The organism is Marinomonas algicola (assembly GCF_014805825.1).
Taxonomy (GTDB): domain Bacteria; phylum Pseudomonadota; class Gammaproteobacteria; order Pseudomonadales; family Marinomonadaceae; genus Marinomonas; species Marinomonas algicola.
On the sequence record NZ_CP061941.1, the window covers coordinates 281,576 to 300,743 of the forward strand.

At 41.4% G+C, this 19,168-nt stretch carries 21 protein-coding genes; 12 read left to right on the plus strand and 9 right to left on the minus strand.

Annotated features, from left to right (window positions below; translation table 11 throughout):
- Nucleotides 1-88: 88 nt before the first annotated feature.
- The 4 genes from IEZ33_RS01335 to IEZ33_RS01350 all read left to right on the plus strand — a co-directional run bounded on the left by IEZ33_RS01335 (nucleotide 89) and on the right by IEZ33_RS01350 (nucleotide 3,878).
- Nucleotides 89-1,216, plus strand: coding sequence for an alpha-hydroxy acid oxidase (locus tag IEZ33_RS01335; protein ID WP_191601941.1), 1,128 nt, complete (start codon nucleotides 89-91; stop codon nucleotides 1,214-1,216).
- A 1-nt stretch (nucleotide 1,217) separates the two neighbouring features.
- Nucleotides 1,218-1,904: a Fe2+-dependent dioxygenase gene (locus IEZ33_RS01340; protein ID WP_191601942.1), complete on the plus strand. Its 687-nt coding sequence runs from the start codon at nucleotides 1,218-1,220 to the stop codon at nucleotides 1,902-1,904.
- 32 nt (nucleotides 1,905-1,936) lie between these two features.
- On the plus strand, nucleotides 1,937-2,938 hold the full coding sequence (locus tag IEZ33_RS01345) for an extracellular solute-binding protein (RefSeq protein WP_191601943.1): 1,002 nt from the start codon (nucleotides 1,937-1,939) through the stop codon (nucleotides 2,936-2,938).
- A 301-nt stretch (nucleotides 2,939-3,239) separates the two neighbouring features.
- Nucleotides 3,240-3,878 carry an NAD(P)H-dependent oxidoreductase gene (locus IEZ33_RS01350; protein WP_191601944.1) on the plus strand — a complete coding sequence of 213 codons (639 nt, stop codon included), beginning with the start codon at nucleotides 3,240-3,242 and terminating at the stop codon, nucleotides 3,876-3,878.
- A gap of 81 nt (nucleotides 3,879-3,959) precedes the next feature.
- Here the strand turns inward: IEZ33_RS01350 and IEZ33_RS01355 are convergent, their stop codons facing one another.
- Together IEZ33_RS01355 and IEZ33_RS01360 are read right to left on the minus strand one after the other, a co-directional pair.
- Nucleotides 3,960-4,964, minus strand: a complete 1,005-nt coding sequence (locus IEZ33_RS01355) for a Gfo/Idh/MocA family protein (RefSeq protein WP_191601945.1) — start codon at nucleotides 4,962-4,964, stop codon at nucleotides 3,960-3,962.
- Nucleotides 4,961-5,269 carry a putative quinol monooxygenase gene (locus tag IEZ33_RS01360; protein WP_191601946.1) on the minus strand — a complete coding sequence of 103 codons (309 nt, stop codon included), beginning with the start codon at nucleotides 5,267-5,269 and terminating at the stop codon, nucleotides 4,961-4,963. Before IEZ33_RS01360 ends, IEZ33_RS01355 begins: the two co-directional genes overlap by 4 nt.
- 108 nt (nucleotides 5,270-5,377) lie before the next feature.
- Between IEZ33_RS01360 and IEZ33_RS01365 the strand changes: the two genes are divergently transcribed.
- Nucleotides 5,378-6,259, plus strand: coding sequence for a LysR family transcriptional regulator (locus IEZ33_RS01365; protein ID WP_206696891.1), 882 nt, complete (start codon nucleotides 5,378-5,380; stop codon nucleotides 6,257-6,259).
- Between the two features lie 103 nt (nucleotides 6,260-6,362).
- Here IEZ33_RS01365 and IEZ33_RS01370 read toward each other — a convergent pair whose 3' ends face one another.
- The 6 genes from IEZ33_RS01370 to IEZ33_RS01395 form a co-directional block, all read right to left on the minus strand.
- A complete protein-coding gene (locus tag IEZ33_RS01370; protein WP_191601947.1) occupies nucleotides 6,363-8,087 on the minus strand; it encodes an ABC transporter substrate-binding protein in 1,725 nt (574 codons plus the stop codon).
- A gap of 68 nt (nucleotides 8,088-8,155) precedes the next feature.
- Nucleotides 8,156-8,428: a DUF2160 domain-containing protein gene (locus IEZ33_RS01375; RefSeq protein WP_191601948.1), complete on the minus strand. Its 273-nt coding sequence runs from the start codon at nucleotides 8,426-8,428 to the stop codon at nucleotides 8,156-8,158.
- Nucleotides 8,429-8,439: 11 nt separating this feature from the next.
- On the minus strand, nucleotides 8,440-9,213 hold the full coding sequence (locus IEZ33_RS01380; protein ID WP_191603495.1) for an ABC transporter permease subunit: 774 nt from the start codon (nucleotides 9,211-9,213) through the stop codon (nucleotides 8,440-8,442).
- Nucleotides 9,214-9,345: 132 nt separating this feature from the next.
- Nucleotides 9,346-10,215: a carbohydrate ABC transporter permease gene (locus tag IEZ33_RS01385; RefSeq protein ID WP_191601949.1), complete on the minus strand. Its 870-nt coding sequence runs from the start codon at nucleotides 10,213-10,215 to the stop codon at nucleotides 9,346-9,348.
- A complete protein-coding gene (locus IEZ33_RS01390; RefSeq protein WP_240009603.1) occupies nucleotides 10,205-11,359 on the minus strand; it encodes an ABC transporter ATP-binding protein in 1,155 nt (384 codons plus the stop codon). Before IEZ33_RS01390 ends, IEZ33_RS01385 begins: the two co-directional genes overlap by 11 nt.
- A 2-nt stretch (nucleotides 11,360-11,361) precedes the next feature.
- The gene (locus IEZ33_RS01395) at nucleotides 11,362-12,450 is read right to left on the minus strand and encodes an ABC transporter ATP-binding protein (RefSeq protein WP_191601950.1); all 1,089 of its coding nucleotides are present in this window, start codon (nucleotides 12,448-12,450) and stop codon (nucleotides 11,362-11,364) included.
- Between the two features lie 413 nt (nucleotides 12,451-12,863).
- On the opposite strand from IEZ33_RS01395, the gene IEZ33_RS01400 reads away from it, so the two are divergent.
- Nucleotides 12,864-14,786: a sigma-54-dependent Fis family transcriptional regulator gene (locus tag IEZ33_RS01400; protein ID WP_191603496.1), complete on the plus strand. Its 1,923-nt coding sequence runs from the start codon at nucleotides 12,864-12,866 to the stop codon at nucleotides 14,784-14,786.
- Between the two features lies 1 nt (nucleotide 14,787).
- Here the strand turns inward: IEZ33_RS01400 and IEZ33_RS01405 are convergent, their stop codons facing one another.
- Nucleotides 14,788-15,714, minus strand: coding sequence for a LysR family transcriptional regulator (locus IEZ33_RS01405; RefSeq protein ID WP_191601951.1), 927 nt, complete (start codon nucleotides 15,712-15,714; stop codon nucleotides 14,788-14,790).
- A 147-nt stretch (nucleotides 15,715-15,861) separates the two neighbouring features.
- On the opposite strand from IEZ33_RS01405, the gene IEZ33_RS01410 reads away from it, so the two are divergent.
- The 6 genes from IEZ33_RS01410 (at nucleotide 15,862) to IEZ33_RS01435 (ending at nucleotide 19,096) form a co-directional block, all read left to right on the plus strand.
- Nucleotides 15,862-16,464, plus strand: a complete 603-nt coding sequence (locus IEZ33_RS01410; protein WP_191601952.1) for a nitroreductase family protein — start codon at nucleotides 15,862-15,864, stop codon at nucleotides 16,462-16,464.
- 111 nt (nucleotides 16,465-16,575) lie between these two features.
- Complete coding sequence (locus IEZ33_RS01415; protein WP_191601953.1) at nucleotides 16,576-17,211, plus strand: LysE family translocator; 636 nt, start codon at nucleotides 16,576-16,578, stop codon at nucleotides 17,209-17,211.
- Nucleotides 17,212-17,563: 352 nt separating this feature from the next.
- Nucleotides 17,564-18,007, plus strand: a complete 444-nt coding sequence (locus IEZ33_RS01420; RefSeq protein WP_191601954.1) for a tetratricopeptide repeat protein — start codon at nucleotides 17,564-17,566, stop codon at nucleotides 18,005-18,007.
- A 30-nt stretch (nucleotides 18,008-18,037) separates the two neighbouring features.
- Entirely contained in the window at nucleotides 18,038-18,265 is a 228-nt protein-coding gene (locus IEZ33_RS01425) for a hypothetical protein (RefSeq protein WP_191601955.1), read from the plus strand.
- Nucleotides 18,255-18,758: a superoxide dismutase, Ni gene (gene sodN / locus IEZ33_RS01430; RefSeq protein WP_191601956.1), complete on the plus strand. Its 504-nt coding sequence runs from the start codon at nucleotides 18,255-18,257 to the stop codon at nucleotides 18,756-18,758. Before IEZ33_RS01425 ends, sodN begins: the two co-directional genes overlap by 11 nt.
- A gap of 50 nt (nucleotides 18,759-18,808) precedes the next feature.
- Complete coding sequence (locus tag IEZ33_RS01435) at nucleotides 18,809-19,096, plus strand: S24/S26 family peptidase (protein ID WP_191601957.1); 288 nt, start codon at nucleotides 18,809-18,811, stop codon at nucleotides 19,094-19,096.
- Nucleotides 19,097-19,168 lie beyond the last annotated feature (72 nt).

Consider the following 19,168-nt stretch of genomic DNA (forward strand, 5'->3'; position numbering starts at 1 on the left):
CTTGGCTTGAGGAGATGGATGTTTTGCATTGTAGGATGCGATGAGTTGTCATCAACTGGAGTTTTGACTTAAAAATCAAGCAGGTAAAATGCAAAAAAACCAGAAAATATACCCACCGCTTAACCATATTCCAGCCGATATTTTGTGTGCTCAAGATTATGAGCGGCTAGCATCAAGCTTTATCCCATTAGACCGTTTGGCTTATATTTCTGGTGGTAGTGGTGATGAAACGACGTTAGTAGAGAACTGTCGTTCATTCTCTGAATTCTCGATTATTCCAAGATCACTAAAAGATGTGAGCAAAGGTCATACAGGCCTCAATATCATGGGGAAAGATTTTGTCCACCCAGTACTGCTTGCACCTGTTGCACACCAAGCGCTTGTTCATCCAGAGGCTGAAAGAGCGACGGCTTATGCGGCTGAAGCAACGGATTCTTGCATGATTGCAAGCACTCTGTCTTCTTTTACTTTAGAAGACATTGCCGGTAATTCCTCCCACAGGAATTGGTTTCAAATTTATTTTCAACCAAACGATGAAGACACATTGAGCTTAATGAAGCGCGCGATCAATGCAGGTTATCATTGCATAGTGTTAACCGTCGATGCTTCTATTCAAGTGCCAAGTGTTAGAGCACTGCAAGCGAAATTCAGTTTTCCAGAGCACGTTAAAGCCGCTAATATTATTCATCAAACGGTCCAAGAAAAACCTAATCTTCAATCTGGTCAGAGCCATATTTTTCAACATTACATGCAAACTGCGGCCACCAGAGAACGAGTGAAAAAACTCATTGAAGCAAGTGATATTCCTGTTGTGGTAAAGGGGGTTATGAGCGAAGACGATGCCATGGAGTATTGTGCTTTAGGGGCGGCTGGAATCATCGTCTCAAATCATGGGGGGCGCACATTAGATGGCGTGCCGTCTAGTCTCTCTGTTTTATCTAAAATCCGCCGTGCAGTAGGCACAGATTACCCTTTGCTATTCGATAGTGGCATTCGTTCCGGTCGTGATGTTTTCAAAGCAATTGCGTTAGGTGCGGATGCGGTGTTAATTGGGCGCCTACAAATCTATGCGTTGAGTGTAGCGGGCGCCTTAGGCGTTGCTCATATGGTGAAGTTATTAAGGGAAGAATTAGAGCTGTGCATGGCGATGACAGGATGTTCGAGCATCGATGAGATAAAAAAAACCAAGTTACATAAAAAGATGGAGAAACTGTGACATGTTATTAACCATCCCTAATGTGTTGTCAGCCGATGACGTTCTTCAAGTGAGAAATTACCTTGATAAAGCGGATTGGCAAGATGGAATGAATACGGCCGGATCAATGGCTCGGCACGTTAAAAAAAATCAGCAACTTGATGATACTCAAGAGCCAGCCGTGAGTCTTGGTAATCATATATTAAGAGTGATGTCGCAACATCCGGCATTCATCTCGGCGGCCTTGCCTGACAAAATTTACCCACCAAAATTTAATCGTTACAGTGAGTCAGAAACCTACGGTGCTCATATAGATAGCGCATTGATGCAACTGCCTAATAGCAATCAAACAATACGTACGGACCTTTCTGCCACGCTTTTTTTAGCCGATCCTGATGAATACGATGGCGGTGAGTTGGTAATAGAAACTCAATATGGTACCCAAAGTGTCAAGTTAGATGCAGGGGACTTAGTGCTATACCCATCGACGAGTTTACATCAGGTATCTCCTGTGAGTAGAGGTGCAAGGGTGGCTTCTTTTTTTTGGATACAGAGCATGGTAAGAGACAGTCAACAACGTGAAACTTTGTTTGAATTGGATCAATCTGTGCAACGTCTTACTGTTGAGCTTGGTGCTGGTCACAGTGATGTGATTAATCTAAGCGGTATTTATCATAATCTGATTCGTCAGTGGGCTCAGCCTTCTTAAACGTTTTTTATTACTTATAGAGGTATTTAGAAATGAAAGTTCGATCATATTGTCGTTATTTTATTATGGCTCTATTCAGTCTACCTCAGCTGGTTTTAGCTGAGGAACTGATGGTTTATTCATCCCGTAACGCTACATACATCAAACCGCTTTTTGATGACTATTCGAGAGAGACTGGCGTTGGTGTTCGTTATTTGGTCGCACCCGGGCCCACTCTAATTTCTCGCTTGAGTGTTGAAGGTGAGGCAAGTCCGGCTGACCTTTTCATAACGGCTGGCGCCGCAAACCTTTGGTCCGCTTCCCAGAAAGGGTTATTGTCATCGGTACGATCTCGCACTTTGGACAAAAATGTGCCTGACTATTTGAAATCCAGTAAGGGTGATTGGTTTGCCTTTTCAAAAAGAGCTCGTACTATTCTTTATAATCCTGAAAAAGTATCAGCCGATGAGTTACACGGTTATGCTGATTTGGCGCAATCAAAATGGCAAGGTAGGTTGTGTTTGAGGTCTTTCAAAGATGAATACAGTCAGTCATTGGTAGCAATGCTTATTAACGATGTTGGCACCGATAAAACCGAAGAAATAGTAAATGGTTGGGTGAGTAACCTGGCGATGAACCCTCTTGATGATGATATGAAAATAGCCGCTGCGATTAATCAAGGGTTATGTGATGTGGGTATTGTTAACAGTTATTATTTTGCAAGATTTAAACGTGAACAACCTGATACTAAATTGAAATTATTCTGGGCTGATCAAGACGGTAAAGGCGTTCATGTTGATATAACGGGCGTTGCTGTAACAGCGAGTGCAAAAAACAAGCAAGCCGCGCTTGATTTACTTGAGTGGTTAACCATCAAGCAAACACAAGTATTTTTTGCTAACTTGAGTATGGAATACCCTGCTAACCCAAAGGTGTATCCAGCGAGAGAAGTGGCTAAGTGGGGCAAGTTTAAAGAAGATAAAGCGCCTGTGGAAAACCTAGGACATAACCATAAAGCGGCCGTAGCTTTGATTAAGAAAAATCAATATAAGTAGCCATTTAGCAAGTCTGTTTTGTTAGTGGTTTTGTGTGTGGTATGTTCTATTAATATTCAATATTGTGAATATTTGATTAACAATGATCATATGGTTTTTTTATCTATAAAAGCGGTAGCTCGTGACCAAACACAACCACTTTCATTTTAGAAATTTGAAGCGCTATAGAGGCATCAAAGATCTGCAGAATTATGAATAAAAAGATTTTCGATATGATCATTTCTTTCTTACCGCATACCTTGATATCTAGTAAATAGAGGCTATTAAGAAAAGACAACATACTGTATTAGGATTTAAATTTATGTCTGAATTATTGAAAAACCTAGAGTGGCGTTATGCAACTAAACAGATGGATGCCTCTCGTCCAGCTGAGCAAGAAAAAATTGACCGTATTTTGGAAGCTACACGCTTAACAGCTACATCAAGTGGATTGCAGCCATATGAAGTGATCGTCGTTAAAAATGCGGATATAAAAGAGCAAATCAAACCGCATGCTTGGAATCAAAGTCAGATCACCGATTGTTCTCATTTATTGGTATTTGCGGCGTGGGATAACTACACGGAAGAACGAATTAATATGATGTTTGACTTAGTAAATGAAGAACGAGGTTTTGTTAATGAGGGATGGGAAAACTATCGTCAAATGGTTTTGGGTCTATACCCTAAACGTGATGCTGAGGTAAATTATCAGCATGCAGCACGTCAAGCTTATATTGGCTTGGGGACCGCTTTAATTGCGGCGGCGGAAGAAAAAGTAGACTGCACTCCAATGGAAGGTTTTGTGCCTGAAGAAGTAGACACCATCTTAGGCTTAAAAGAGCGCGGCTTACGCTCAGTGATATTACTCCCTATTGGCTATCGTGCAGACGCCGGTGATTGGCTAGTTGACCTGAAAAAAGTTCGTCGCTCAAAAGAAAACTTTATTACTGAAGTGAACTAGTTTTTATATGAAATATTGAACAGCGTATCACTTTAAATAGACCCCAATAGTTGGATATTCCCGTTATTGGGGTTTTTTATCTTAGTTGTGGGAATCATACCAAGCGGTGAGCATTTTCATGATTTGATGTGAATCTGAAGGCCTAGCGGAAGGTCTTTGTAAGGCCGTATGCCCTTGTTCTAGTGCTTCACGTATCAGTCTTACTTGGTATAAAAAACCATTACCCTCGGCGTTGACATCAATGGTTTCACTCTCTTTGTCATATTGGGTAACTCGTAGGGTGTTGTGGCTACTTTCTGGTAACCAAGGGTTAGATAACAGTTCAATACGTCCTGCTTCACCTAAAATAGTAACGCTTGCATGTAACCCATAGGTCTCTGCTGTATATACTTGAGCCATAACTGGCTTTTGTTTTTCTAGGTTCATAAACCGAAACTGGACTGAGGATTCGCAAATATTCCCATCATTACCTCGAGTACCCGTTGCTGATACATGGAAATCATGAAAAATATGATCACCAAAAGACTGTTGCAGCAACAATTGTATTAAAGATATTGGGTAACAGCCTAGATTAAATAAGGCGCCTTTACTTTGAGGGTTAACAAATTCTGAAATTGGCGCGCAATACTGAGCGTGGATAGATCGTATATTACCAATTACGTTGTGGTTAATGTGCTGCATGATGGTGCTGATGAAAGGGTGGGTTAGGTACATTAACCCTTCAGCAAAAAACACCTTATTGTTGTCCACTGCTGTGAGTGCTCGTTCTGTTTTTTGCATGTCGATCGATAAGGATTTTTCACAGAGTATGGCTTTACCTGCATTGGCTGCTTTTATAATAAACTCATGGTGCAAATGGTTAGGTAAAGCAATGTAGATAATATCGATATTGCTGTCATTGATCAGCGCATCATAGTCTTGGTAAACATGACCGATGTGGTATTTTTTTGCAAACTCTGCTAAAGGTTTTGCTGAGCGACCGGCAACGGCATAGAGGCACGTTTTCCCTTCTTGAAGAATGGCATCGGCCATCACATCAGAGATAAAGCTGGTTCCAATAATTCCCCAGTTCAATATTTTACTCATAGTAATGGCTCCAATTCAGGCTGTTGCAACTCAAACGCCTGAATTAAATCTGTCAAGCCAGAGGCAATAAAATCTTGAGTGTGCTGAGCTTGAAAGTGTGCCTCAAAGGCCGTTTTGTCATCGTATCTTTCCCATAAAATAAAACGGCATGGGTCTTCCTTATCTTGTAATGGCAGTGCCATAGAACAACCGGGCTCCGTTTCCATGGCGCGACAAAATGCGTATAAAGCCGTAATGGCATGACGGAGCTCTTTCTCCGGCTTGATACGGATTTCAGCAGTAATAAATAGACCTGATTGCAACATTTGATCATCCAAATAAGTGTATAAAATCATATAATTCGGTAATCTAATTGACTCCTACAAGTTAATAAATAAGTATTTGATTGATTGTTTATAAACTGTAGGTTGCTAATGCTGGATAAATTAAAAAGCATGCAAATATTTGTGCATGTGGTGCAAAGTGAGAGCTTTACCAAAGCGGCGGTTGATTTTGCTATTAGCCCAACCATGATAGGTAAGCACATCAAGTCTTTAGAACAGCAATTAGGGGTTCGATTGCTACATCGGACAACCCGACGTCATTCCTTAAGTGATGCTGGGCAACTCTATTACTTAGAATGTGTGAGAATTCTGGAGAATATTTCTGAAGCGGAAAACAATATTCAAACGTTTGCAGAACGTCCTACAGGGACGGTAAGAATCAATTGCCCGGTGACGTTTGGGAATATTATTCTTGCCCCTATTGTGACGGATTTTTTAAACTTGAATGAGGGCATTAATATCGACTTAATTCTCGACAACAATTTAATTGATCCATTGCATGATCACTTTGATCTAATTATTCGGATTGGGGAGCTTGCGGATTCTGAGTTAATTGCCCGCTCCATTGGAGAATATGAAATGGTTTTTTGTGCCTCTCCAGACTATCTTGAAAAAAACACGGTGCCTGACACATTAGAGAGTCTTCTCAATCATTCGTGTTTAGGATTTAGTTACGGCGATATACAGGCTCATCGAGCACTAGGGATTGATACCCTTGCTTTTAATAAACAACACGTTCGTCTTGCTTCTAATAGTGGCCAAGTATTGAAAACGGCCGCCATCAAACACACAGGAATCTTGTTACAACCCAGAATGCTGGTAAAGGATGCCCTTGAAAAGGGTGTATTAGTTGAAATTTTACAGAAGTACACCCCAGCGCCTATGGGAGTAAATCTCTTGTATAAAACCAAGCAGTTACCGTTGAAAACACGGATGGTTATTGAGTTTCTATTAGCAAAAATAAAGCGGTAGGTTTTTTTCTTGTCAAACGTGAGCGTGATATTGAATGGATCACCGATCAAAAAAGACCGGCCTAAGCCGGTCAATTCATGGGAAGGTTATATCGTGAGGGTGATTATTCCCATGATTTTAGTAAGTCTTCATAAGTTACGGTTACACCTTGTGGTTTTTCATTCGCAAGTTTCGCTTTTGGCGAACCTGGTTGAGCTAACCAATAGGCTTCATCACGAGGCTCATTCAATTTCGGACCACATACTGGCTGAACGTTTGCACGTTCAAGACGAGCCATGACCTTGTCTTGAGCTTCAGCTAAGCCGTTAAGTGCTTCTTGTGGTGAGGCTTCACCACTTGCCGCTTGAGAGATATACTGCCACCAAAGTTGTGCTAATTTAGGATAATCTGGCACATTGATCCCCGTTGGAGACCATTCTTTACGAGCAGGTCCTTTATAGAACTCCACTAAACCACCCAGTTTTGGTGCCGCTTCTTGCATTTCTGGAGAGTTGATGTCTGACTCACGAATAGGTGTTAGACCAACTAACGTTTTCTGTAAAGAAACCGTTTTAGACGTTGTAAACTGAGCATATAGCCATGCTGCAAGACGGCGATCGTCCGGAGTAGAATTCATGAATGTCCAGGCGCCCACATCTTGGTAGCCTTTTTTCATGCCTTCTTCCCAGTAAGGTCCAACAGGAGAGGGAGCCATACGCCATTTCGGTGTGCCGTCTTCATTTACAACAGGTAGACCCTGTGTCGTCATATCGGCTGTAAAGGCCGTGTACCAGAAGATTTGTTGTGCAATGCTACCTTGAGCGGGAACAGGCCCAGACTCAGAGAAGGTCATACCTTGAGCTTCTGGTGGCGCATATTTACTTAGCCAATTAACGTATTTGGTTGTGGCATAAACGGCCGCAGGACCATTAGTTGCACCGCCACGAGAGACACTTGACCCCACTGGGGAGCAGGCGTCTTTAATACGAATGCCCCATTCATCAACAGGAAGACCATTTGGTAAGCCTTTGTCACCAGCGCCTGCCATAGAGAACCAAGCATCGGTAAAGCGCCAGCCTAGAGACGGGTCTTTTTTACCGTAATCCATGTGGCCGTAAACAGGCTCACCATCGATTGTTTTCACTTTATCAGTGAAGAACTCTGCAATGTCTTCATAAGCAGACCAGTTAACTGGTACACCTAACTCGTAACCATAAATGGATTTGAATTTTTCTTTCAGATCTTCACGTGCGAACCAGTCGGCGCGGAACCAATAAAGGTTAGCAAATTGCTGTGTTGGTAACTGATAAAGTTTGCCATCTGGTCCAGTAGTAAAATCTAACCCAATGAAATCAGCAAGGTCTAATGTTGGCAGGGTGTAATCTTTACCGTCACCTATCATCATGTCAGAGATAGGAACGACTTTACCGTAGCGAAAGTGAGTACCAATTAAGTCGGAATCATTAACATAAGCATCGTAGATGTTACGGCCAGATTGCATTTGTGTTTGTAACTTTTCAACAACATCGCCTTCTTGGATCAAATCATGGTTGACTTTAATGCCGGTAATTTCTTCAAAGGCTTTGGCTAATGTTTGAGACTCATATTTGTGTGTTGTTAATGTTTCTGATGCAACATTAATTTCCATGCCTCGGAATTTTTTAGCCGCTTCCGTAAACCATTGCATTTCAGTAAGCTGTTGCTCTTTTGTTAATGTCGAAACCGAAAACTCAGAGTCAACCCACTTTTCTGCCGCATCAGAATACGCGTCAGCCCAGAGGGAAGCCGAGTGTAACATTACGGCAAAGGGTAAGGCGGCTAGTGCAAGTTTTTTCTTATTGTAGTGCATATTTTACCTCAACAAAGTTTAGTTTTATAAAAGCATCCATGCTAAAAATCCTATTAAGTTTTCGTTTATTAACCCCAGCGCATTAGGATAATCATCCAAATAACGCAAAGAGCTGTTGCCACCGAAAGATCAGCATTAGTCAACGACACAAATGCTAGGTGGATAAAGGCACTGCTAAGCAGCCCAATAAAAAGTCGATCTCCACGAGTTGTTGCTAAAGGAATAAACCCTCTGCGCTCAATGGAAGGCGACATAATTTGCCAAACAGTCATACCGATCAAAATGATGGCAATACCGCTGAAGAATAGCGCCGTTGGTAACGTCCAAGACATCCACTCCATAATAATTCTCCTTACACTCGGCCAAGGGCAAAGCCCTTCGCGACATGGTTACGAACGAAGTAAATAACGAGCATTCCAGGTAAAATGGTTAACACCCCAGCGGCAGCAAGTAGCCCCCAGTCCATTCCCGATGCGGAAACAGTTCGTGTCATGATCGCGGCAATGGGTTTTGCTTCGACAGACGTCAATGTACGAGCCAACAACAGTTCTACCCAAGAAAACATGAAGCAGAAGAAGGCCGTTACACCAATCCCTGAGCGTATGAGTGGGATGAAAATTTTCATAAAGAAGCGAGGAAAGCTGTAACCATCGATATAAGCTGTTTCGTCAATTTCGCGAGGCACGCCACTCATAAAGCCTTCTAGTATCCAAACGGCAAGAGGGACATTGAAGAGACAGTGAGCAAGTGCGACAGCAATATGGGTATCGAATAAACCAACAGAAGAGTACAACTGAAAGAATGGCAACAAGAATACCGCTGGTGGCGCCATTCGGTTAGACAATAACCAAAAGAACATATGTTTATCACCGACAAATTTATATCGGCTAAAGGCATACGCGGCAGGCAGGGCCACTAAAAGACTGATGACCATGTTCATGGAAACGTAGAAGATAGAATTTACATAGCCCATGTACCATGTTGGATCACCGAATATTTTTGCATAATTAGCCAAAGTGAAATCTTGAGGGAAAAAAGATAATCCACTTAAAATCTCAGTATTGGTCTTAAACGACATGTTGATTAACCAATAAATGGGTAATAACAATAAAACAAGATAAACCATCAGACCGATACGACCTCGTAAGGTAGCGTTCTTGGCTTTTCTATCTGCAATACTTACAACGGGAGCTTGCTCTGTAAGTATGACTTTTGAGCGGTTCTGCGGTGCGGTTGTAGATTGTGTCATGACTGGCTCCTACTTATCTTTCTGCATATTCATGATGGTGGTATAGAACACCCAGCACACTAATAAGATGATTAAGAAATACACCAAAGAGAACGCAGCCGCTGGGCCAATGTCAAACTGTCCTATGGCTTGCTGTACTAATGATTGGCTTAAAAAAGTTGTTGAACTGCCAGGTCCACCACCCGTCAAGACGAAAGGTTCGGTATAAATCATGAAAGAGTCCATGAATCTCAACAAAACACCAATGATTAAGACGTTAGTGAGCTTAGGAAGCTGAATATGACGGAAAACAGCCCAACGTGACGCCTGATCGATTCGAGCGGCTTGATAATAGACTTCTGGAATGGCTCGTAATCCGGAATAACATAAAAGTGCTACCAGCGGAGTCCAGTGCCATACGTCCATGAGAATGACAGTCAGCCAAGCATCTGTTGTATCAGAGGCATAGTTATAGTTAACGCCGATTTCAGACATAAAGGCACCAAATAAGCCGATGTCAGCTCGACCAAAAATTTGCCAAATTGTGCCAACCACGTTCCATGGAATCAGTAATGGAATCGCGACTAAAATGAGTGCTAAAGAGGCTCCTCGACCTTTTGTTGGCATCATCAATGCGACACAAATGCCAAGCGGTACTTCAATAGCCAAAATGGTGAAGGAGTATATGAATTGGCGTAGTAAGGCTTCGTGTAAACGGCTGTCGAGCATCACCTGTTTAAACCACTCAGTGCCAACGAAGTATCGAGTATAAGGGTCGAAAATGTCTTGAACAGAATAATTAACAACCGTCATTAAGGGGATGATTGCAGAAAAAGCCACAATCAAGAAAACGGGCATAACAAGGAACCATGCCTTGTTGTTCTCAACCTTAGTTTGCATTGTGAGCCTCCAAGGAGTCTGTTGTTTGAGATGAGTGTGAATTCAGGGCTGAGTCCTGTAGTTCGACTAAGTACTCATCAACATAGATCTTGGTCCATTGCTCTGGGAAGCTGACATAAATCTGGCCAGAAGGTACTTGTTGGTCTTCACTTAAGCGTGCTTTCATTAACTGCCCATTAAAGAGGAATGAAAGGATCTTATAGGTCCCTAAATCTTCTACGTAATCGACATCTACTGGATAGGCATCGTCATTTTTTCCATCCCAAACATGAACAAACTCAGGCCGGATACCGATGGTTATTTTTTTGCTGTTCATGGCCTTTAGGCGATCCAGCATGGCCTCACTAGTGGAAATAATGTGTTCGCCGAAGGTTAATTGGTCCTTCAACTCCGCTTCGAAGAAGTTCATTCCTGGGCTGCCAATAAAGTAGCCCACAAAAGTGTGTGCGGGTTTTTCGAAGAGTTCTCTTGGTGTGCCGAACTGTACAATTTGACCGTTATACATAACTGCGATTTTGTCGGCGAAAGTAGAAGCCTCTAGTTGGTCATGAGTCACATATACCATGGTAATATTAAATTGCTCATGTATTTGCTTCAGTTTTCGGCGTAATTTCCACTTTAATTGAGGGTCAATTACCGTTAATGGTTCATCAAATAAGATCGCTGAAACATCGTCCCGAACTAACCCTCGACCCATGGATACTTTTTGTTTTTGGTCCGCAGATAAGCCTTTTGCTTTGCGCTTTAATTGCTCCGATAATTCAAGAATTTCGGCAACTTCGTGAACTTTCGATTTCACCTTGTATTCCGGTACGCCAATATTTCGTAACGGGAAGGCAAGATTGTCGTATACAGTCATGGTGTCGTAAACGACGGGAAACTGAAATACTTGAGCGATGTTTCGTTCTTCTGGTTTGAGTTCGTTAACGCGTTTACCGTCAAATAAAACTTCGCCATTCGATGGTTCGAGTAATCCAGAAATAATATTGAGCAGAGTTGATTTACCGCAGCCTGATGGACCTAGCAAAGCAAATGCACCACCTTGCTCCCACACATGTGACATTTCACGGATAGCATAATCTTCAGGTCTAGAAGGGTGCTCGACATAACTGTGAGCTAATGCATTTAAAGTAATTTCAGCCATGATTATTGATCCCTCATTCTTGCTGGGGAATGCACCATCTGACCTTGAGCGTCAAAGGCGTAAAGTTTATGTGTTGGAAAATAGACTTTAATATTTTGATCAACTTGATATTCATGTACGCCTGATAGATGGAGTACAAGATCAAAATGTGAATTGTGAACATGTAAGAAGGTTTCTGAACCGCTAATCTCAGCAAGATCCACCCTTACAGGCAGTTCTAAATCATCATCAGAGTGTGGAACAAGACCGATATGAGATGCTCTAACACCAAACTGGTAGTCACCTGGAGGCAATCTTCGCAGGTCATTGTTTAGCCTAAAATGCACGGTTTCGTCAAAAGTCACTTCCTCATCGCTCACGCGGCCAGGTACAACATTGATTGGCGGCTCTGAAAACATTTCTGCGGTAATAATGGTCTTTGGCTGATGATAGACCTGAGCGGTAGGCCCCATTTGTAATAACTTACCTTCATGCAATACGGCTGTATTGCCACCAAGTGCAAGCGCTTCGTTTGGCTCTGTTGTTGCGTACACCGCAATGCAATTACGTGCTTTGAATAAGGCGCGCAATTCTTGTCGAAGCTCTTCTCGTAGTTTGTAGTCTAGGTTGACAAGAGGCTCGTCGAAAAGAATGATTTGTGAATCTTTTACCAGTGCTCTTGCCATGGCGGTACGTTGTTGCTGACCACCAGATAGTTGCAGTGGTAAGCGGTCTAAAAAAGGGTCAATTCGAAGCATCTCGGCCGTTTCTCTAACACGGCGATCAATTTCAGTCTCACTCATTTTTGCGAGTCGAAGAGGAGAAGCTATGTTCTCGTATACGGTTAGATTGGGATAGTTGATAAACTGCTGATAAACCATTGAAATGTTGCGATCACGAACAGGCATGCCCGTTACATCAACACCATTCATCAGAATTTTACCTTTAGTGGGTCGATCAAGACCTGCCATGAGGCGCATAAGCGTTGTTTTGCCGGATAACGTTCGGCCAAGCAAAACATTGAAGGAACCTGGTTCAAGGCTTAAATTAACCTCATCGATCCAAGTTTCACCTTCAACAACGCGCGTCACATTTTGCAGCGTTAAAGACATGTGAATTACCTTTTTTTTGTTATTATGTTTGCATTCTTCTTTTGCTTTTGGTTCTGTTTAGAATCAAAAAGTGCGAAAGCGAACACGTAATTATGATGTTAGGGTTACATAATCCGTGCCAAAAATAATAAATCCATGCTGTGTTAGATTTAAGCATTTGAAATAAAAAGATTTTTTTCGTTTTTTTGGCTCTTTTTGGTGTTTTTTCTCTGAAAAGAAAGAGTGTTCATAAGTGTTCAAAGTGTTTACAGTATCGCGAATTCTATGAACAGTTGTTAACGGCTTTAGCGTATTTTTGATACTCTAGAAATGTATGTTTGTTCATTTTGATAATGCAAAAAATCGCCTGTATTCTTGAGTGCTGTGGTTTGGAGAAATAAGTGAAAAAAGAAGATAAAAACAATAAGAATCAACTGTCTACGGATAGTTCTTTATCTAAAGAAAAGGCTAAAGAAACAGCACATAAAGAGCTTATTCAAGAGTCATGGTATCGCTGCGAAAAATTTGGATTGGACCACAGCAGTCAACCGGATTTTGCGGCGTTACCTAAAGGTATATTGAATGATTTAGTTGATCAGCATCGTAGCTTATTAGAAACAACTGAAAATGAAGTTTTACCTTATTATGAGAATATTTTAAGCAATTCGTCATGCATGATTGTCTTGGCAGATAGGCAAGGGCATGTTCTCAATACCTGGGGGCAGCCGCGTTTTGGAACCGCCGCTAAGCACGGATTAGTAGGGGGGAATCAATGGACCGAAATGGGCGTAGGAACGAATGCAATCGGCACCGCACTGATTACAGGTGAAGCGATTCAAGTGGGCCGCGACGAACACTTTTTACGAGCGAATCGTTTTATGGTGGGATCGGCATCCCCTATTTATAATTCTAATAATGATTTAGTCGGTGTGCTTGATATCTCCTCGGACGCTTATCTTCCTCAAGACCATACTTTTGGCATGGTTAAATTGATGTCTTTAAGTGTGGAGAATAGATTGATATTTTCCGCCTTCCAGAAAGATCATTTTATCTTAAGCTTCAATACGAACGTGGTGAGTTTAGATAGCCATTGGTCTGGTATTTTGGTGTTGGACGAGAATGGTACGATAGTGTCTGCGAATCGTCGTGCAGAAGTTGTGTTAGCCAGGGATTTAGCCTTGTTAAATGTTAATCAATTGTTTGACTGTGAAATGAGAGATATCAAGCATCACCCACTCAATTTACCGATGAAATTATTGGCTATGGGACGTTATCAATTTTACGTTAAAGTAATTCCACCTGCGCTACAAATAATGAAAATACCTGATTTTCGAAATCGAAAAGACTACATTTCACCTTTACAGAACAAATCAAATGATAAATCGAACGCCGCTCCTAACATCAAACCAAAAATGATCCCTGATAATGTTATCGCCCTTGATGAATTGCAACATGGTGATGAGAGAGTTGAAAGATTAGTGAAACAAGCTCACAAAATAATGGAGAAAGACATCCCTATTTTAATTCATGGGGAAACTGGAGCTGGGAAAGAAATTTTTGTCAGAAGTTTGCACTACCACAGTTCTAGAGCCGCTGAAATGCTGGTGGCGGTTAATTGTGCTGCGATACCTTCAGAGCTGGTTGAGTCTGAGTTGTTTGGGTATGAAAAAGGTGCGTTTACGGGCGCGCAAAATAAAGGTTCGATAGGATTAATACGTCGAGCTCATAGAGGGACGCTATTTCTTGATGAAATTGGTGAAATGCCAATGGCCGTTCAGTCCCGTCTACTGAGGGTGTTACAAGAAAGGATTGTGACACCTTTAGGTTCGACTGAAGTGTATCCTGTTGATATTAAACTTATTTCAGCTACTAACCGAGCGTTAAAGACGGAAGTAAAAGAAGGCCGCTTTCGACAGGATTTGTATTACCGTATTTCTGGACTCAATATAGAGTTACCGGCCTTGCGTGAGCGGAGTGATAAAGTTGAATTGATACAATATTTACATAACCGGCTACGCCAAGAGGAGCCTGGTCCAGCGCTTTCAAAAGAGATGTTAGCACTGTTAGCAAAACACCCATGGCCTGGTAATATGCGTCAATTGGTGCATGTGTTAAAGGTGGGAATGGCCATGGCAGACAATGATGTGTTAGAGGATTGGCATTTACCAGATGATTTCTTTGATGATATGGACAATCATGAGGAAACTCAACCTGATAAAATTGAAGAGTCTTTAGAAAGGTTAATACCTAGACTGTTACATGAATATAAAGGCAATATTTCTCAAACAGCCAAAATGGCTGGCGTAAGCCGAAACACCGTCTATAAATACGCTAAGTCGAAAGAGGAATTAGAGTAATTTATGACTGGCTGATTGTACTATTGACCTCCCAATAAGGGTGATCACTTGCCAACTTTTCTATAATAAAATCGAGAAAAACACGTACTTTTGCAGGTAAGTAGCGACGTTCTGGGAACACCACGTAGAAAGTCTGCATGGGAAGTGAATACTGTTCTAAAAGAGGTACTAGGTGCCCTTTTGAGATATCTTGTCCAATGACAAAAGTAGGGATTTTAGCAATGCCTAACCCTTCTAGTGTTGCTTTTTGTAATGCTTCACTGTTGTTTACTTGATAATTACCTTCGGCTTTGATTTTTTGAATACCATCTGAATGATGAAAGACCCATTCATTCGCGTTATTACCGTACGAAAAACTGATGCAATTATGTTCTTTAAGCTCTGCAGGTGTGGATGGTATCCCATGCTTTTCCAGATAGAATGGAGACGCACAGATAACACTTCTGCAAGAGGCTAAACGTCGAGCAATTAACGATGAGTCTTGCATTTCTCCTGCTCGAATGGCCACATCAAAGCCGGCTTCAACTAAATCCACTTTTTTATCGTCCATAACGAGATTGAGTGTTATATCTGGATAATGCGTTAAAAAGTCCGCGACTAAAGGTGCCAAGTGCAAACGACCAAACGACATTGGTGAGCTGACTTTTAACACGCCTTTAGGTTTGCCTTGTAGCTGTGTGACGGTATCTATACCCTCAGAAGCCGCGATAAGTGCTTTAAGAGCATAGTGAAAGTATTGCTCACCAGCCCCCGTTAAGCTGAGTTTTCGTGTTGTTCTATGAAGTAATTTCACACCTAAAGTATTTTCCAGCCGACTCACTCGCTTACTCACGGCGGATTTGCTTGTGCCTAATTTCTCGGCCGCTTTAGAAAAACTGCCGTTCTCTACGACGGCAACAAAGACGGGGATGGCTGAAAAAGTTTCCATGAAGATTCCATTGTTGAGTTTAATTCTACAATCATTTTCTTTGAAGTCAGTTTATTAATCAATTTAAAACAATGTAAAGTTCACTTCAGCGGATGTATCGCTTTAGATTCAAGTATTTTTAAACAATATGAGGTTAAAGAAAACGCTATGAATATCTTTCAAGCCATTGAGCAGCGCCGAGCAGTAAAACACTATCAGCCTAATTTAAACATGACGGATGAGGATTTTAAAACACTGATGAACTCTGTTTTATTGTCTCCTACATCCTATAACATTCAACATTGGCGCTTTGTAAGAGTGACGGAGAGAGCGCAAAGAGAAAAATTAAAAGCATTGGCTTGGGGACAGGCTCAAGTATCAGATGCATCCGAACTCTTTGTTTTATGTGCTGATGTAAATGCCTGGAATGATCGTCCAGAACGTTACGTGGCAAACAGTCCGAAAGAAACTCAAGATATGTTGTTACCAATGATGCACAATTTTTATAACCAAAAAGAACAGCTACAAAGAGATGAAGCCATGCGTTCATGCGGTATGGCCGCTCAGACAATGATGCTGGCTGCAAAAGGGTTAGGGTATGACTCTTGTCCTATGGTAGGTTTCGATCATGATAAAGTGGCAGAGTTAATACAACTCCCTAAAAATCATGTGATTGCGATGATGATGGCTATCGGGTACGCAGAAAAAGAGGCTTATCCTAGGTCTGGCCAATTGCCATTGTCGGACGTACTTGTAGAAAACCAATTTTAATGGTACTTAGTAAGCTTGTTCACTCTCTGATTCCACGGCTTTATGTATTAAGGGGGTGATAAGAGAGTGATTAATCTTGATAAGTGCGCATTTTACAATTGGAGATCTAGAATGAGTTGGAGTTTATGGGTTGCGATAACGCCTTTTTTATTTTTATTGGCATTATCTCCAGGACCAAATAATTTTACGGCTATGTATAACGGCATGCAGTCTGGGAGTATGTCTGCCGTCGTTGCGGCAATCGGTCGTAATCTGGCATTTTCTATTTTGATGCTGGTCTCTGCATTAGGACTTGGCGCAATTATTGTCTCCTCTGTTTTTTGGTTTGGCGTTGTTAAGTGGCTTGGCGTAGTGTATTTATTGTATATCGGTGTGAAAACTTGGCGCAGTGCTCCAATCGCTTTGGATGAGCATGAATCTGAGAATAAAAGCATCGCTCTATCTGGGCACTATTTGAGGGGGCGTCAGGAATTTTTGATTGCGATAAGTAACCCGAAAGCCATATTGATCTTCACAGCGATATTTCCCCAGTTATTGGATCTTACCCTTCCTGTTACACCTCAATTTATCGTGATTGGAGTCACTTTTATTATGGCTGAATTTTTTGCAGCCTATATTTATGCTGTGAGTGGTAACACAATTCGTCGGTTAATCAAAAGCCAAGCCGGTTTGAACAGGCTAAACAAAGGAATGGGAAGCTTATTCGTTTTTGCAAGTATGCTCTTAGCAAGCTCTAGTCGAAGTTAATCTATGCCTAGGTTCATATATAGAAATACTATATGAACCTAGGAGAGACTCGAAAAGGTAATGTACATTATCTATATCATAGGACTAAGAATGATGTGAATAGGGCAAAAAAGCCTAGAGCGCTTACGGCCCCTCCATCGGCTATTAATTACCATCGCTATAAAAACCGCGCTATAAAACACATACGAACCTTGCTGTTCGTTTAACACTAGAACGACGTTCTCCTATGCATCAAAAAAGTCATTTCAAATAAATGAGATTTATTATCATTAAGGTTGGATTTTATTTCATTTTTGTATGATAATGATTCTCATTAACTTGGTTTGCAGCCATATAATTGATGGAGAGAGCTATGCATAATTGGGAAAGTTTAACGAGATTAGCGAATAATGCCTATTCCAAACACGCGTTTTCTGATGCTGTTGATTTAAATAAGCAGGCGTTAACACAAGCAGAACAATCGTTTGATGATGATTTTAAGAAAGACCCAGAGTCAGCCGTGGCGGCTACGACGGTCAGTTTTTTCAATATGGCCGAATCTTACACCGCATTAGGAGATTATGTCTCTGCAAATACACAGTACGAACAAGCGGTTAATTTTCTTCAAAGTATTATTGTTCGGCCTAATTTAGACTTTGAACAGAGAGAGCTCATCATGAGAACGGCGACTCATATTCGTTTTGAATGGGAGCTTTTTTCTCAGAGCTACAGCAAGGAACTTATTTCACAAAGTAAAGCGCTTATGCAAGCTCTTGCCCACACGGTTTCTTGCACAAAACATGTTGTACATCATTAAAAAATAAAGCATTTATTAAGGATAAAGCGAATGAAAAATACACTGACAAACAGGGTTGTAATCATCTGTTTATCACTGGTAAGCCAGCTAGGTATGGCTCACCCAGGACATGACCATTCTCATTGGTCTAGTGACCCACTTCATATTATTACCCTGGTGGCGATTGGGTCGGTTATTGTGGGCGCTTTTGCTTATAAATACGTGATTCGTAAGCCTAAGAAATGGCCACATCAAGAGGGTAAAGGTCATGATATATAACCTAGTAAAAATAATCGATAACATCATTGGCTTTAAAACGGCTCAGGCACATTGTGATATTCCTTGCAAAATTTATGATCCTTCGACAGCACAATTGGCGGCTCTAAGTTGTGTTCGTTTGATGGACTTGATTCAAGAGATAGAAGGGAAAGATGACATGAGAGTAGCCGATTACTCTCAAATAGCGCGCTTGGTGAGTGAAAAAGAGTCGGCAAGTACAGAAGTTAAAGAGGCGGTGAGTGTTATTTGGGGGGATTACTTTAAAGAGCCACAGTTTGAGCAAGTACCTAATATGCACCGTTTAGCCCACAATATCATGGTGCAAGCATCAAAATGTAAGCAAAATATTGACCGTAAGGAAGGTGAAGCGCTAGTTGAATTGGTGAATGAGTTTGCCGAAGCGTTTTGGTTTACTAAAGGCGTTGGTGTATATCGCGTTAGTTGCCCTTATCCTCCTAGGCTTGATGTGGTGTACCCCGATCTCAAAGGTTGAACGTTATTTAAGGGTGAAAGAAAGTGTTGCCCGTGAATAAGGAGCCATTTATGTTTCGCTTTATTAAGGTTCAAGGAGAGAGCATGAGTCCCCGTCTTTATGATGGGGACTTTGTTTTTGTAAGTCGCTTATATTGGTCGCTAGAAGTGAATCAATTGGTTGTAGTGGATCATTCTGTATATGGGTTTATCGTAAAAACAATTCTTCATATTGCTCCAGGAGGGTTGCTTTGGCTTAGTGGTGAGAATCATAAAAGCCTCACGCCTGAGCGTATCGGTTGGGTATCGCAAAAAAGAGTTATAGGAAAAGTGCTATGGTGTGTCGGCTCAAAACGGTAATATTGAGCACCACGAAAGTCATTCAAATAAAGCCCAAAATGGGGGCTATTGACGATCTAACTGTATAAAATA